The organism is Bradyrhizobium sp. UFLA05-153 (genome assembly GCF_054185185.1).
Genome location: NZ_JBBIAM010000008.1, coordinates 94,819 through 110,048 on the forward strand (window position 1 = coordinate 94,819; position 15,230 = coordinate 110,048).

The 15,230-nt window shown below is 64.2% G+C and carries 15 protein-coding genes; 3 read left to right on the top strand and 12 right to left on the bottom strand.

Annotation, left to right across the window (positions count from 1 at the left end; genetic code table 11):
• Nucleotides 1-74: 74 nt before the first annotated feature.
• Genes Q2941_RS07680 through Q2941_RS07695 form a run of 4 tightly spaced genes read right to left on the bottom strand, consistent with a single transcriptional unit; the run spans nucleotide 75 to nucleotide 4,316 of the window.
• The gene (locus Q2941_RS07680) at nucleotides 75-1,136 is read right to left on the bottom strand and encodes an ABC transporter substrate-binding protein (RefSeq protein ID WP_371933033.1); all 1,062 of its coding nucleotides are present in this window, start codon (nucleotides 1,134-1,136) and stop codon (nucleotides 75-77) included.
• 29 nt (nucleotides 1,137-1,165) lie between these two features.
• Entirely contained in the window at nucleotides 1,166-2,473 is a 1,308-nt protein-coding gene (locus Q2941_RS07685) for an NAD(P)/FAD-dependent oxidoreductase (RefSeq protein WP_458192086.1), read from the bottom strand.
• 14 nt (nucleotides 2,474-2,487) lie between these two features.
• The gene (locus tag Q2941_RS07690) at nucleotides 2,488-3,201 is read right to left on the bottom strand and encodes an HAD family hydrolase (protein WP_027524732.1); all 714 of its coding nucleotides are present in this window, start codon (nucleotides 3,199-3,201) and stop codon (nucleotides 2,488-2,490) included.
• A 35-nt stretch (nucleotides 3,202-3,236) separates the two neighbouring features.
• Complete coding sequence (locus tag Q2941_RS07695) at nucleotides 3,237-4,316, bottom strand: ABC transporter ATP-binding protein (RefSeq protein WP_027524733.1); 1,080 nt, start codon at nucleotides 4,314-4,316, stop codon at nucleotides 3,237-3,239.
• A gap of 211 nt (nucleotides 4,317-4,527) precedes the next feature.
• Here Q2941_RS07695 and Q2941_RS07700 point away from each other — a divergent pair, with 211 nt between their 5' ends.
• Entirely contained in the window at nucleotides 4,528-5,466 is a 939-nt protein-coding gene (locus tag Q2941_RS07700; protein WP_458192087.1) for a LysR family transcriptional regulator, read from the top strand.
• On the opposite strand, the gene uxuA is transcribed toward Q2941_RS07700, so the two are convergent.
• The 6 genes from uxuA to Q2941_RS07730 form a co-directional block, all read right to left on the bottom strand.
• Nucleotides 5,460-6,650 (bottom strand): mannonate dehydratase, encoded by a 1,191-nt coding sequence (gene uxuA, locus Q2941_RS07705; RefSeq protein ID WP_458192088.1) that lies wholly within the window; start codon nucleotides 6,648-6,650, stop codon nucleotides 5,460-5,462. The genes Q2941_RS07700 and uxuA overlap by 7 nt on opposite strands.
• Before the next feature lie 15 nt (nucleotides 6,651-6,665).
• A complete protein-coding gene (locus tag Q2941_RS07710) occupies nucleotides 6,666-7,715 on the bottom strand; it encodes an L-idonate 5-dehydrogenase (protein WP_458192089.1) in 1,050 nt (349 codons plus the stop codon).
• Complete coding sequence (locus tag Q2941_RS07715) at nucleotides 7,712-9,118, bottom strand: TRAP transporter large permease (RefSeq protein ID WP_254111070.1); 1,407 nt, start codon at nucleotides 9,116-9,118, stop codon at nucleotides 7,712-7,714. Before Q2941_RS07715 ends, Q2941_RS07710 begins: the two co-directional genes overlap by 4 nt.
• Nucleotides 9,119-9,122: 4 nt before the next feature.
• Nucleotides 9,123-9,701, bottom strand: coding sequence for a TRAP transporter small permease (locus Q2941_RS07720; protein WP_027524738.1), 579 nt, complete (start codon nucleotides 9,699-9,701; stop codon nucleotides 9,123-9,125).
• 138 nt (nucleotides 9,702-9,839) lie between these two features.
• Nucleotides 9,840-10,805: a sialic acid TRAP transporter substrate-binding protein SiaP gene (locus Q2941_RS07725; RefSeq protein ID WP_371260500.1), complete on the bottom strand. Its 966-nt coding sequence runs from the start codon at nucleotides 10,803-10,805 to the stop codon at nucleotides 9,840-9,842.
• Nucleotides 10,806-10,878: 73 nt separating this feature from the next.
• Nucleotides 10,879-11,691: a FadR/GntR family transcriptional regulator gene (locus Q2941_RS07730; RefSeq protein ID WP_027524740.1), complete on the bottom strand. Its 813-nt coding sequence runs from the start codon at nucleotides 11,689-11,691 to the stop codon at nucleotides 10,879-10,881.
• A 144-nt stretch (nucleotides 11,692-11,835) separates the two neighbouring features.
• On the opposite strand from Q2941_RS07730, the gene Q2941_RS07735 reads away from it, so the two are divergent.
• The gene (locus Q2941_RS07735; protein ID WP_458192105.1) at nucleotides 11,836-13,302 is read left to right on the top strand and encodes a mannitol dehydrogenase family protein; all 1,467 of its coding nucleotides are present in this window, start codon (nucleotides 11,836-11,838) and stop codon (nucleotides 13,300-13,302) included.
• Between the two features lie 17 nt (nucleotides 13,303-13,319).
• Here Q2941_RS07735 and Q2941_RS07740 read toward each other — a convergent pair whose 3' ends face one another.
• The gene (locus Q2941_RS07740; protein ID WP_027524742.1) at nucleotides 13,320-13,523 is read right to left on the bottom strand and encodes a hypothetical protein; all 204 of its coding nucleotides are present in this window, start codon (nucleotides 13,521-13,523) and stop codon (nucleotides 13,320-13,322) included.
• Nucleotides 13,524-13,663: 140 nt separating this feature from the next.
• On the opposite strand from Q2941_RS07740, the gene Q2941_RS07745 reads away from it, so the two are divergent.
• Nucleotides 13,664-14,074: a nuclear transport factor 2 family protein gene (locus Q2941_RS07745; RefSeq protein WP_027524743.1), complete on the top strand. Its 411-nt coding sequence runs from the start codon at nucleotides 13,664-13,666 to the stop codon at nucleotides 14,072-14,074.
• A gap of 155 nt (nucleotides 14,075-14,229) precedes the next feature.
• On the opposite strand, the gene Q2941_RS07750 is transcribed toward Q2941_RS07745, so the two are convergent.
• Nucleotides 14,230-15,012 (bottom strand): MetQ/NlpA family ABC transporter substrate-binding protein, encoded by a 783-nt coding sequence (locus tag Q2941_RS07750; protein ID WP_254111064.1) that lies wholly within the window; start codon nucleotides 15,010-15,012, stop codon nucleotides 14,230-14,232.
• Nucleotides 15,013-15,230: the final 218 nt, after the last annotated feature.

The following is a 15,230-nucleotide window of genomic DNA, read 5'->3' on the forward strand; positions in this document are numbered from 1 at the left end:
GATCTGGTTTTGATGTCGTCAACGCTGCCTCGCTGGTTGATCGGTCCGGTTCGGCGGCCGCCGAACCGGTTGGCTCACTTCTGCATGAACGCGGCCCAGCGCTTCTCGGCCGCCTCGCCTGCCGGCGACGACCACCAGGCATAGGACATCAGCGCTTGCTTCGCCGCGTTCGCGGGCTCGCTCGGCAATTGCGCGGCGCGCTCCGGCTTGATCACGCCGGTATCGAACGCCTTCGGGTTGCCCGGGCCGTAGTCGATGTTCAGCGGCAAATTGGCCTGATGCACGGGATCGACCGCCTCGTTGAGGAATTTCACCGCCGTCTCGAGATTCGGCGCACCTTTGAGAATGCAGAGCGAGGTGCTCTGCAAAATGCCCTGGTTGTAGGTGAAAGCGACCTTGGCTCCCTCCTTCGCCACCGCGCTGACGCGGCCGTTCCAGGCCATCTCCATGTCGACCTCGCCGTCGTTGAGGAGCTGCGCCGACTGCGCGCCCGATGTCCACCACACCGTGATGTTCGGCTTGATCTCTTCCAGCTTCTTGAAGGCGCGGTCGACGTCGAGCGGATAGAGCTTGTCGGGCGCGACGCCGTCGGCCATCAGCGCAGCCTCAAGCGTTGCAATGGGATGGTTGCGCAGCGCGCGGCGGCCAGGAAATTTCTTGACGTCCCAGAAATCGGCCCAGCTATTGGGCGCATCCTTCGGGAACGTCTTCTGGCTGAAGGCGAGCACGCTGGAGTAGAACTCGTAGGATACCGAATAGGGGTTGCGATAGGCCTCAGGCATCGCCGCGGCGTTCGGGATCTTCGAGAAATCGAGCTTCTCGATCAGCCCCTGCTCGCCGCCGCGCAGGCAATAGCCGGTCGGCGTGTCAACCACGTCCCAGATCGGCTTGCCGCTGCCGACCTGCGTCTTGATCGCGGGCCAGGCGTCGGGAATGGAATCCTGGTTGATGGTGATGCCGAGTTTCTTGGCGGAGGGATCGAGAATCGCCACCGTCTGCGCCTGCTGATAGGCGCCGCCCTGCGAGACGAAGGTGATCTGCTCGGCGGCATCAGCCGTCGTGCACGCAAGTCCAAACGCGCCGAGGGACGCGCCCAACATCGCATGTCCAAACCTGAAGCCCAGTTTCGTCGTCATCCTCGCCTCCTCTGTCGTCAACAAGAAACTCACTGTCCGATCGCGTCCAGGAACTGGTACCAACCGGCAACCATGCGCACGGCGGGTTCGCGGAACGAATAGAACGGAATGATCTTGAGGCGGCTCGCATCGAGCAGCCCGACATCAGGCTTTTCGCCGCGGACGAAGGCCGCGAGATAGCGGCCCATCAGGCTCGACATCGCGACGCCAGCCCCGTTGTAGCCCATGGCGAACAGCGTGCGCTCGTCGAGCCGGCCGATATGCGGCACCGAGTCCAGCGTCATGCCGACGAGGCCCGACCATTTGAACGCGAGCCGCACGTCCGCGAGATCAGGGAAAATGCCGACCATCGCCTTGCGCAGCGCGTCGACGGCGGATTCCGAATCCTGCTTGCCGAAGGCTCCGCGGCCGCCGAAGATCACGCGATTTTCGACCATGCGGAACCAGCGCATCATGCGCTTGGTCTCGGTGTAGGTGCGGCCCGTCGGCATCAGGCGTCCCGCGAGATTGCGCGGCAGCTGGTCGGTTGCGATGATCGCGCTGCGGAACGGGATCAGCGTGTGCTGCAAGTGCCGCGTCGCATCCGTCAGATCGGAATAGCTGTTGGTGGCAATGATCGCCTGCTTTGCGCGCACCACGCCTTGCGGCGTCTCGGCGAAGACGCCGCCTTGCTCACGTCGCAGCTTGAGGACCGGCGTGTCCTGGAAGACGGCGACGCCGCGGCGCGCCACACCGTCGGCGAGGCCGCGCACATAGTTGAGCGGATGGATGCCGCCGGAGCCGGGATTGAGCACGCCGCCGACGAAGATGTCCGAGCCGGTCTCATCGCGCACGCCCCTGGCGTCGAGGATGCGGACCTCCGCATCGCCCATCTCGCGCTTCATCCAGTCAGCCTCATTGATCGCGGCCTTCAACGTCGTCTCGTTGTGCGCGGCCTTGACCTGACCGGTCCGCGTCAACGCCGCGCTGGTGATGCCGAATTCAGCAACCAGCTTCTCGACGATGTCGGTGGATTCATGCGCGATCTCGTACATTCGCTTGGCCATGGCGCGGCCATGCGCGGCGTCGATCTCGCGGAACGACAGGCGAAACTTTGCGGTGATCACCCCGCCGTTGCGCCCGCTCGCGCCCCAGCCGGGGCGGTTCGCCTCCAGCACGACCGGCGACAGACCGCTCTTGGCAATGTGGTGCGCCGCGGACAGGCCGGTGTAGCCCGCGCCGATGATCACCACATCCGCCTGATGCTCGCCTGACAGGACCGGAAACTCGCGAGCAGGCTCCGCCGTGCTCGCCCAGAGCGAGTTGGCGGATGGCTGCGCGGTCCAATTCCCTGTCATGCGTCCGCTCATGCTCACACTGCGCCGATGGCGGCGTCGGCAAAGGCCTTCATGGTTGGGAAATGGAAGTCGGGCTTGGTCAGCGTCGGCACCTCCGGCGTTCCGCCGAAGCCGGCGAGCCCCTGGCGCCGCTCGATCCAGCACACCTTGTAGCCAAGTTTCCGCGCGATCCCGATGTCGTGGTATTGGCTCTGCGCGACGTGCAGGATGTCCGACTGCTTGTAGCCGAACGCCGACTGACGGCCTTTATTGTAGGCGAAGAATTCCGGATTTGGCTTTGCAACACCAGTCTCGTCGGCGCAGACGGTGTCGTCGAAGGGATTGCCGAGCGCATGCGCGTAGCAGGACAGCGCGACGCGATCGGCATTGGTCATCGCGACCAGGCGGAATTTCGTGCGCAGGCGCTTCAAGGCCTCGACTGAATCCGCGAACGGAGCCCAGCGCAGCACCGCGAGCTGGAACACGTCGCAGGATGCATCGTCGGCCGGCAGGCCCAGTTCCTTGGCGAGATAGCGATAGACGTGGAACATCACCTCGCTCGAGCGTTCGGGATGCGCATCGCGGCCGCGCTTGTAGGAGGCGAAGATCTTGTCGTCGCTGAGCTCGGCCGGCGTCTTGCCCGAGATCCTGCGCACCGCCGATAGCACACCGGCCTCGAAATCGATCAAGGTGCCGACGACGTCGAAGGTGAGGACCTTGAAATTGTTGAACGGGGCTTGGGATGACATTGGGCTTCTTCTCTTTGGTTGGAACGAGGTGGGATCTAGTCCACCCTCGGCACGACGATGGTGTCCTCGGGGTGGAGGGTGACGATGAGATTGCCGCCGACCGGCGGAATGCGGCGATAGGCCTCGTGATAGGTCGGCTGGCGCAGGCTGAGCGCAGAGCCGTCGGCAAGGCTGAGGAAGATACGCAGGCTCTCACCCTGGTAGACGATGTCGGTGACGGTACCGGTCAGCCGGTTGCAGGCCCCATCGCCCGCGCCATCGTCGATCAGAAGCTTCTCGCTGTGCACGGCGAGCATCAGCGCATCGCCCGGTGGGATAGCTCGGGCACTGCGCAGCACGGAATTGCCGAGCGCGACGCTGCATGAATCAATGCGGCGGACGGGCAAGAGCGTGGCTTCGCCGATAAAGCTCGCGACGAAGGAATCCGCTGGATGGTCGTGCAGGCGCGCGGGCTCGTCGATCTGTATCAGCTTGCCGTCCTTCATCACGGCGACGCGGTCGCTCATGGTCAGCGCCTCGCGCTGGTCATGGGTGACGTAGATGATGGTGGCGCCGATGCGCTTGTGCAGCGTGCGCAGCTCGATCTGCATGGATTCGCGGAGCTGCTTGTCGAGCGCTGAGAGCGGCTCGTCCATCAGGATCAGTTGCGGCTCGAAAATCATGGCGCGCGCCAGCGCCACGCGCTGGCGCTGGCCGCCAGAGAGCTGCGCAATGCCGCGATGCTCATAGCCGGACAGCCCCACCATGGCGAGTGCGGCGCGCACCCTGTCGGGCCAGGTCGATTTCGGCAGGCGGCGGGCGCGCAAGGGAAAGGCGACGTTCTCGCCGACACTCATATGCGGGAACAGCGCGTAGTTCTGGAAGACGACGCCGATCTCGCGCTTGTGCGGCGGCATGTAGGTGACGTCGCGGCCGCCGAAATGGATCGAGCCGGAGGAAGGCAGGATGAAGCCGCCGAGGATGCCGAGCAGCGTGGTCTTGCCGGAACCGGACGGGCCGAGCAGCGAGACGAACTCCCCGGCGCCGACATTGAGTGACACGTCATCGAGGGCGCGAACCGCGCCGTAAGCCTTGCTTGCGGACCTGATCTCGACGCTTTCCGCTCGTTTGTCCAACGATCGATCCTCGTCACACCCTAGGCGGCGCGCCTCACTGCACGCCATAAGCTTGTTTTATAGACTGGCCGTAGGATCAGCTTGCGATTGCAGCTTCATGAGCACGCAATCTTCTCTCCCAAGCCTTGTCTTTAGCCTGTCATGCCAATGACACCAGAGTTGGCAAAACTCGGCAATTGCCAAATTCTTACCGACCGCATAACATCAAGTTATGCCTGAGCTCCGCCGGATGCTGCCCTCCTCAAACGCCCTGTTCGTCTTCGACGCAGCGGCGCGCAACGGCAGCTTCACTGCTGCGGCGGCGGAGTTGAACGTCACGCAGCCTGCGGTGAGCCGGATGCTCGGCCAGTTCGAGGAGCATCTCGGCGTTCGCCTGTTCGACCGCAAGGCGGGGCGCGCGGTGCTTACCGAGGAAGGCGAACTGCTGTATCGCCGCGTGCTCGAGGGCTTTCGCAGCATCGAGACCGGGCTGATCGAGATCGAGCGACGGCGCAAGGGTACCGAGACGGTCACCCTCTCCGTCTCTTCCGCCTTCACCACGCATTGGCTGATGCCGCGCATCGACAAGCTGCAGCGGCATTTTCCTCAAGTCGACCTTCGCTTCCAGCTCATCTCGGGGGCGCTGCGCGGGCCCGTCGAGAATGTCGATCTCGGCATGCGCTTTCGCGACAGCGAGGAGCCTTACTCCGGCGGCACGCTGGTCATGAAAGAAGTCATGTTGCCGGTGTGCAGCCCCACTTACATGAGCGAGGTGGAGCCTGAGGAAGGCAATACCGTCATTCGTCTCGCCGAGACGCCGGGCGATTGGGCGGCGGATTATCCAAAGTTTCTCACGAAGCGCCGTGGCCCATCCAAGGCGCTGAGCTTCACCGATTATGCCGTCGTGGTGCAGGCCGCGCTGCTCGGCCAGGGCATCGCGCTCGGCTGGCTGACCGTCACCTCGCACTGGCTGCTCACCGGCGCCCTGGTCCCCGCGTCCGACGCGCTCACTACCACGCGCCGCATTTGCGAGTTCCTGCCGCCGCGCAACCGACCGATGCGGCCCCTTGCCGCCGAAATCCGCGACTGGATCATCGGCCAGATGCGCAGCGAGATCGCGGCGATCGACCAGCTGTATCCCAAGCTCGATCTGATGACCGCCTGCTATTGATGCGTGATCGCGCGGATCGCACCGCGCAGCTCGGCGAGGCCGCGCAGGCGGCCGATCGCGGTGTAGCCGGGATTGGTGCGCTTGGTCGCGGCGAGATCATCGAGCATGCGATGGCCGTGGTCGGGGCGAAAGACGATCTGCTTGTCCGGCGCGCGCCGCGCGTTCTCCTTCAGGAGTTCCTTGAGCACGGCGACCATGTCGACGTCGCCATCGAGATGATCGGACTCGTAGAAGGACAGGCCGTCGGCCTCGCGCTTGGTCGCACGCAGATGCGCGAATGCGATGCGCGGGCCGAAGCGCTCCGCCATCGCCGGCAGGTCGTTGTCGGCGCGCACGCCGAGCGAGCCCGCGCACAGGCAGATGCCGTTGGCCTTTGACGGCACGGCATCGAACAGCGCCTGATAATCGTCAGCCGTGGAGGCGACGCGCGGCAGGCCGAACAACGGACGCGGCGGATCGTCGGGGTGCAGCGTCAGCGAAACGCCCAACTGCTCCGCCACCGGCGCGACGCGCGCGAGGAATTCGGCGAGATGCTGGCGCAGGATCTCGGGCGTGATGTCGCGATACTGCTCGAGCCGGTCGCGGAATTGCGGGATGGTCATCGGCTCGGTGGTCGAACCGGGCAGCGCGCTGGCGATGGCCGTGATGAGATAATCGATGTCCGCCTGGCTCATCTTTTCGAAGAGCTTTTTCGCACGCGCCTGCGCTTCGGGCGAATATTCCTGAGGTGCCGCTGGCCGCTTCAGGATGTGCAGCTCGAATGCTGCAAAGCGATCCTGATCGAAGCGCATGGCGCGGGCGCCGTTCGGCAATTCCCATTCGAGATCGGTGCGGCACCAGTCGACCACCGGCATGAAGTTGTAGCAGATGATCTTGATGCCGGAGGCGGCGACCGCTTCCAGGCTCGCGATCCACGCCTCGATGGAGCGGGTTGCCTTAGCCCCAAGCCGCTTGACGTCGTCGGGGATCGGGATGGATTCCACGACCGACCAGGTCAGTTGCGTGCGGCCGGGCTGGCCCTTTTCGATGAAATTCTTGCGCTCCTCGACGCCTTTGCGCGTCCATGCCTCGCCGATCGGCACCTGATGCAGTGCGGAGACGATGTCCGTCGCGCCGGCCTGCCTGACATCATCGAGCGACACGGGATCATCGGGCCCGTACCAGCGCCATCCCTGCAGCATCATGACATTCCTCCCGGCTCAGCTCGCGGTCAGCACGACCTTGACGCTCTGCGAGCGGTCGAGCGCCAGCCTGAGCGCATCGGGCGCCGTCGACAAGGGGCGCTCGGCCGTGACCAGCGACAGCACATCGACGCTGCCATTGGAAATCAGTTCCACCGCGGTTGCGAATTCGAAACCGAAGCGGAACGAGCCGCGCAGGTCAATCTCCTTGGCCATCACGGCATTTGCCGGCGTCGGAATCTGGCCGCCCGGCAGGTTGCCGATCTGCACCACCGTGCCACCACGACGCACGATGCCAATGGCGCTGGCAAGGCCCGCAGCCGTGCCCGAAACCTCGAACGCGACGTCATAGGGACGCACAGCGGCCTGCGCCCTCAGGCCTTCCTCGCCGCCCGAGACGTTCTCGACGTGGGATGCGCCGAGCCGGGTTGCGAAGGCAAGCGGCGCGGGCGCGATGTCGGCGACCGTGACGTCCGCCATGCCGGCGCGGCGCGCCGCGAGCATGGTGAGCAGTCCGATCGGCCCGGCACCGAAGATGATACCGCGTTTGCCCTTGACGTCACCGGCGCGCGCGACGGCGTGGAGGCAGACCGCGAGCGGCTCGGCGAGCGCCGCGGCCTGATAGGAGACGTGATCCGGGATCCTCACGCACTGTGCCGGGATCGCATCGAAGTAATTGGCAAAGCCGCCCTGCATGTGCGGAGTTTTCGACGCCGAGCCCATGAAGAAGATATTTTCGCAGAGGTTCGGCCGGCCCTCGCGGCAGGCGACGCAATGGCCGCACCAGCGCGACGGATTGACGGCGACACGGTCGCCGACCTTCAGGTTCGGCGCGGCTCCGGCGATCTCCACGACCTCGCCGGAGATCTCATGTCCCAGCACCAGCGGCGACTTCACGACGAAATCGCCGGTGCGGGCGTGGCGGAAGTAGTGCATGTCCGAACCGCAGATGCCACCGGCACCGAAGCGGATGCGCACCATGCCTTCGCCAAGCTTCTCGAGCGGGTGCTCGATCATGCGCAGGTCTTCGGGTCCGAACAGGGTTGCAGCGAGAGCGACTGAGGTCATTTGGAGAGTCCCATATATTTAGGCAGCCAGAGCGTCAGCTCCGGAATGTAGGTGATGGCGATGAGCGCCAGGATCAGCGGCACCAGCCAGGGCAGGATCGCCATGGTGGTGCGTTCCACGGAGAGTTTTGCCACCCGCGCAAGCACGAACAGCACCATGCCGAGCGGCGGATGCAACAGGCCGATCATCAAGTTCAGCGTCATGATCAAGCCGAAATGGATCGGATCGATGCCGAGCTTGAGCACAATCGGCAGCAGGATCGGCACCAGGATGGTGATCGCCGCGATGGTATCGATGAAGCAGCCGACGAACAGGATCAGGATGTTGGCCAGCAGCAGAAACACCCATTTGTTGTGGGTGACGCTGAGCATCCAGTCGGAGAGCGTCTGCGCCGCCTGCGACACCGTCAACAACCAGGCAAATATCGAGGCTGCTGTGACGATGAACAGCACCGAGGCCGTTGTCTCGATGGTGTCGAAGGTCGCCTTCGCCACCGTCTTGAACGTCATGGTGCGATAGCGCACCATGCCAAGGAACAGCGACCAGATCACCGCCGCGACGGCTGCTTCCGTGGGCGTGAACCAGCCGAGCGTCATGCCGCCGATCAGGATCACTGGCGCCATCAGCGCCATCACCGCCGAGAAGTCGAAGTACCAGTCGATCGCGAGCAGCGCACCGAGGCCGATGACGACGGCCGTGTTGGTCGAGACGCCGGCGAGCGTCATCAGCCAGATCGCGAGCGGGAAGCTGAAGACGATGATGACCTCGAGTCCTGCCGAGCCGAGCTGCGGCCAGGAGAATGGCGTGTCGCTGCCCCAGCGATTCCTGTGGGCGAAATAGGCAACCGTCGCCATCATGAACAGCGTCATGACGACACCCGGGATCACGCCTCCGAGAAACAGCGCGCCGATCGAGACGTTGGCCATCATGCCGTAGATCACGAAAGGCAGCGACGGCGGAATGATCGGACCAAGCGTGGCGGACGCGGCCGTGACACCGACTGAGAATTCGGTGGTATAGCCGTGGTCCTTCATCGCCTTGATCTCGATGGTACCGAGACCGGCGGCGTCCGCGATCGCGGTGCCGGACATGCCGGAGAAGATCACCGAGCCGATGATGTTGACGTGTCCGAGGCCGCCGCGCATCCAGCCGACCAGCGCGACCGCGAATTTGTAGATGCGTCCCGTTACGCCGGCGATGTTCATGAGATTGCCGGCAAGGATGAAGAAGGGCACGGCGAGTAGCGGAAAGCTCTCGACGCCCGCGATCATGCGCTGCGCCAGCGTGACGTCGGGCGTCACGCCGCTGACCAGGATATAGAGTAGCGAGGACACCGCCATGGCGAGCGCCACGGGCAGTCCAAGCAGCATCAGGATGAGAAAGCCCCCAAGCAGTAGCAGCATGGCATCACCCTTCCGTTCCGTCGTAGGCGCCGGGACGTTCGAGGATCGAATAGCCCTGCCGCCAGTTTTCGAGCGCCACCTGCACGGACCGGACGAACATCAGCACGAAGCCGAGCAGCGCGAGGTAGTAGACATAGTTCTTGGGAAAATTGATCGTGGTCATCGGCTCGTCGCCAATCACCTGGATGTAGATCCAGACCAGGCGGATGGCGTAGCCGAAGAACGCGATGCGGATCAGGTCGATCACGGTCGACAGCGCGCGTGCCGCGAGGTGCGGCAGATAGCGGTAGACGAGATCGACCTGGATGTGGCGCGACAGCCGCACGCACATGGACGAGCCGATGAAGACCACGCCGATCAGGCAATAGGTCGCGATCTCCTCGGTCCAGGCATAGCTGTCGTTGAGGACGTAGCGCGTGAAGAACTGGAGGAAGACGCAGAGCGCCATCACCCAGAAAATCGCGAGCGCCAACCAGTCCTCGAAGGCGTAATGGCCGAGATCGACCTTCGGCGTCGCCTCCTCCTCGAATGTGTGGGCGATCTCATCCGCGGTGATCTGCCGGTGCATTTCGGCGGTGGACATGTGTTTACTCCTCCCCAAGAGAGCTGAACGTCATTCCGGGGCGATGCGTCAGCATCGAACCCGGAATCTCGAGATTCTCAGGTGCGCGACTGCGCACCACAGTTCTCGCTTCGCGAGCCCCGGAACGACGGCCCGCCGTCACTTCACCGCCTGGATGCGCTCCCAGTCGGCCTTGCGATAGCCCATGCTCTCGAACGCAACGTTCTTCATCACGGTGTCGCGGAACTCATTCTTGTCGACCTCGGTCACCGTCAGGCCCTTGTCCTTGAAGAAGCCGATCAGCTTGGCTTCGTTCTGCTTGATTTCCTCGGTCGCCTTCGCAGCCGCTTCCTGGGCGACGTCGGTGAAGATCTTCTTGTCCTCGTCGCTGAGCTTCTTCCAGAGCGCGCCCGACACGACCGTGTTGAGGTGATCGACGATGTGGCCTGTCAGAACGATGTGCTTCTGCACCTCGTAGAACTTCTTGGCCTCGATCGTGGTCAGCGGGTTCTCCTGGGCCTCGACGGTGCCGTTTTGGAGCGCGAGATAGACCTCCGCGAACGCGATCGGCGCGGTGTTGGCGCCGCAGGCCCGCGGCATCGCGAGATAGGCCGGCACGTCAGGGACGCGCATCTTGAGGCCCTTCAAGTCGGCGCAAGTCTTGATCGGCTTGTTCGACGAAGTCTGGCGCACGCCGTAGTAGGTCACCGCGATGATGTGATGGCCGCTCTTGTCCTCATAGCCCTTGGCGAGCTCCTTGAAGATGTCGCTCTTGGTGTAGGCCAGGAGATGGTTGGCATCGCGGAAAGTGTAGGGATAGTAGGTCACGCCGATCGGCGGGAAACTCTTTGCGGCAAAGCTCGAGCCGGAGATGATGATGTCGACCGAGCCGAGCGACAGGCCCTGGTTGAGGTCCGTCTCCTTGCCGAGCTGGGAGGCCGGATAGACGTCGATCTGATAACGCCCATTGGTGCGTTTGCCGATCTCCTGCGCGGCCCAGACGGAGGCGGTATGGAACGGCTCCGAGGTCTCGTAGACATGGGCCCATTTGAGCTTGGTCTGCGCCACCCCGGCATTGGTCGCAGCCAGCATTGCCGCGACTGAAGCCGCCAGCACAATCGTCATCTTCCTGAACACTGATTTTTCCTCCATTGTCTAAGTCTTGTTTGCCCGGTCCGATGGTCCGGGCCGCCCAAAGTCATCGCCGCCGCGCGCCGCTGCTCGCGGCCTGCTTTTTTGGCGGTCGTTTTGGCTTTGACGGACGCGCGGCCGATCGTGCCGCCCCGCTGCGGGCGGACGCCGGTGCCCCGCCGGCCTCGGCTCCGAAATTTCGTGCAAAGCGCTCCTGCGAGCGCGCCAGATGATCGCGCATGGCGTCACGGGCAGCCTCGGGATTGCGCGCCGCAATGGCGTTGCGGACGACGCGGTGCTCATCGAGCGCGGCGCGCCAGGTGCGCGGGCTTTCGAAGTAATGCGCGAGTTGCGAAAAATAGGGATTGAGGCGCTGGTCGAAGAGCTCGCCGACGACGCGCACGAGAACGGCATTGCCGAGACTGCCGGCGATCGCGACGTGGAAGGCACGATCGTGGACCATCGAGGCTTCGCCGGGATGCTCGACGTTCTCCATCGCGATCAGGGAGGCGTCGATGCGCGCGAGATCGTCCTTTGTCGCCACGCGCGCGGCCTGCTCGGCGATGGCGCCTTCGAGGAATTCGCGAGCGCGGAGCAGCTCGAACGGACCTTCGATCAGCGTTGCGGGAACGGACGTTGCGGGACTAGCGAGCTCGATCACGTAAATGCCGGAGCCGACGCGGATGCGGACACGGCCTTCGACCTCGAGCGCGATCAGGGCTTCGCGCACCGTCGGCCGCGATACCCTGAGCTGCTCGGCGAGCTCGCGCTCGGTCGGCAGCCGGCTTCCGACAGCGTACTCGCCGCTGTCGATCAGAGCCCGCAATTGATCGGCGACCTGGCGATAAAGCCGTCTCGCCTCCACAGCTTCCAGCGGCACGCTGGCCTCCCTGAGAGGGCCTGTCCGGGGCGACGATCCCCGGCGACCCGCCAATTTTGGAAAATTGGTCTTACCAATTGACCAGAGCATTGACCGAGGATGGCCGGCATGTCAAGCAGCGGAAAAGTAAAGGGGGAGACGACCATGCGGCTTGGCCGCGCCAATCTCGACCAGCTGCCGTCCGGCATCCGCCGCCCGGCCTACGACCGTTCCCGCGTCACGCCTGGCATCGTGCATCTGGGCTTAGGGGCCTTTCATCGGGCCCATCAGGCCGTCGTCATCGACGATTGCCTCGCGGCCGGCGCGCCCGCCTGGGGCATCATCGGCGCGAGCCTGCGCAGCCCCGATACCCGCGACGCGCTCTCCCCGCAGGATCATCTCTACACGGTCGCGGTGCGCTCGGCCGAAGGCACCGACCATCGCGTGATCGGCGCGCTCGTCGGCAGCGAGGTCGCGCGCGAGGATCCGTCGCGACTGATTGCGAAGATGGCCGATTCCGCCATCCGCATCGTCTCGCTCACGGTCACCGAGAAGGGCTATTGCCACACGCCGCAGACCGGCGATCTCGATGAGCGGCATCCGGACGTCGTGCATGACCTCAACAATTTCGACGCGCCGCGTTCGGCGCCCGGCTTCATCGTCGCCGCGCTGGCGCGGCGGAGGACGCAAGGGCTTGCCCCCTTCACCGTGCTGTGCTGCGACAACCTCGCGGCCAACGGTCGCACCGTGCAACGGATCGTCACGCAGTTTGCCGCGCTGCGGTCGAAGGATCTCGGCAAGTGGATCTGCGAGAACGTCGCCTTCCCCTGCACCATGGTCGACCGCATCGTCCCGGAAACGACCGATGCCGATCGCGCGGCTATCTCAACCGCGCTCGGAATGCAGGATGCCTGGCCGGTGATGACCGAGCCGTTCACGCAATGGGTGGTCGAGGATCGTTTCTCCGCGGGCCGCCCCGATCTTGCCGCCGCTGGTGTCGAGCTCGTCACTGACGTCAAGCCGTTCGAGCTGATGAAGCTGCGGCTGCTCAATGCCAGCCATTCGGCGCTGGCCTATCTCGGCTATCTCGCGGGCTACGAGACCATCGCCGACACCATGCGTGATCCGCACTTCGCAAGGCTTGCCGCGGGCGTGATGGAGGATGCTGCGGTGACGCTGACGATGCCGGCAGGCACCGATCTTTCCGCCTATCGGGCGTCGCTGCTGAAGCGCTTTGCCAATCCGGCGCTGCACCACCGCACCTGGCAGATCGCCATGGACGGCTCGCAAAAGCTGCCGCAGCGGCTGCTCGGCACGATCCAGGACCGGTTGCGCCGGGACCTGCCGATCGAGACGCATGCGCTCGCGGTCGCAGGCTGGATGCGCTACGTCACGGCAATCGACGAGCAGGGCCGCGCAATCGACGTGCGCGACCCGCTTGCGCGCGACTTCGCAGGCATTGCGCACGAGCAAGGTCCGGTTGCGGAGCGTCTTGCTCCGGCGCTGCTTGGCATTGGCAAGGTGTTCGGCCCGCTCGGCACCAACCCGCGGCTGCGCGAGGTGGTGACCGACGCGCTTGGCAAGCTCTATGCGCATGGCGCTCGGCGGACGGTGGAGAGCCGCTGCTCCTGATCCCAAAATCCTGACGGTTAGACGCCGAGCGCGGCTTCGCCCGGCTCACGCCCGGGCACGCTCAGATGGACCTCGTGCCCCTGACGGATTGCGAGCGAGGCTGCGGCGGCGGCCGACTCGAAGGCCGATTCCTTGGTCTCGTACTCGCCGTTGATGTTGCCGTCATGCAGCACGCCCCATTGGTCGCGCACCGGCACGATCGCGTATTGAGCAAGTCCCATGGGTCCCTCTCCCGAGGCTCGATCTTGTTGCGTTCGCCGGATACAACGCTGGCCATGAGCCGCTGTTCCGCCGGAACACCACCGTCCAATCGACGGAAATTGCTCTTGATTTTTACCCGCGGTTGGCCCACCCGGGAGGTATGAGCAAGAGCGCGATCATCGCCGTCAACGCAGCCTTCTATGCCGCCTTCGCGGCCGGCGACGTCGCGGCCATGGAACGGCTGTGGGCCGACGACGACGGCATCTCCTGCGTCCATCCCGGCTGGCCCGGCATCATCGGCCGCGCCACGGTGATGGGGAGCTGGCGCGACATCCTGCAGAACCCGAGCCGGCCGCAGATCGCCTGCGCGGAGCCGCATGCGATCGTCGAAGGCGACAGCGGACGGGTGCTGTGCATCGAGATCGTCGACGGCACCGCGCTTGCCGCCACCAATCATTTCCGGCGCATCGGCAACGCCTGGCTGCTCGTCCATCACCAGTCGAGCCCGATTGCGCAGATCGTCGAACAGACGCACGACGATCCACCGGGACCGAGCCGCAGCTTCCACTAAAGCGCGATGAGATTGGAAGAATCGTCATCGCGCTTTTAGTCTATTGTTTGAGCATGATCTCCGCGCAAACGCGTTCCGCGTTTGTCGCGAGGGAAAACCGCTACACGCTTTGCGCTAACGCGGCCCTTCGGGTCCGGGTCATGCTCGAGCGCAGATCACCAGCTCGGCAGCACCGCACCCTTGAACTTGGTCAGCACGAACTCCTTGACCTCTGGCGTGTGGTAGCTGTCGACGAGGATCTTGACCCACGGCTTGTTCTTGTCGGCGGCGCGGACGGCGATCAGGTTGACGTAGGGCCCCTTGGGATCCTCGCGCAGAATCGGGTCCTTCACCGGATCAAGTCCGGCCTGCGTCGCGTAGTTGGTGTTGATCGCCGCAGCATCGACGTCGTCGAGCGCGCGCGGTGCCTGTGCCGCATCGACTTCGATGAATTTCAGCTTTTTAGGATTTTCGGTGATGTCGAGCACCGTCGGCTTGAAGCCGACGCCATCCTTCAGCTTGATCACGCCCTTGTCGCGCAACAGCAGCAGAACGCGCCCGCCATTGGTCGGATCGTTCGGGATCGAGACCTTGCCGCCGTCGGGAATGTCGGCCCAGTTCTTGTGCTTCTTCGAATAGACCCCGATCGGGAAATTGACGGTCAGCCCCACCGCCTCGATCTTGTAGCCGCGATCGGCCTTCTGGTTGTCGAGATAAGGCTGGTTCTGAAACGAGTTGGCCTGGATGTCGCCGGCATCGAGCGCGGCGTTCGGCACGACATAGTCGGAAAACTCGACGAGCTGGATATCGAGCCCGTTCTTCGCTGCGATCGGCTTCACCGCCTCGAGGATCTGCGCATGCGGCCCCGGGGTCACGCCAATCTTGATGGTCTCCGCCGAAGCCGCCGCCGACCAGGCGGCGAGCACGGTCGAAAGAATCAGAACGGAACGAAACGACATTCTTGGTCTCCAACGGAATTCATGGTCACTGGCCCCCGTCATCTCTCGCTTGGCCGGCGAAATCAATGAAATGGAAGTTCAAATTTGCCGTTGCAACGGGGTGCGGCTTCTCCGCACGCGGCCAAAAGGGGAATGGAGGCGGCGTCGCAACGGTGGCTGTTCCTCATCCTGAGGAGCGCGAAGAACGCGTCTCGAAGGATGATGGCCCGGCAGGTGGC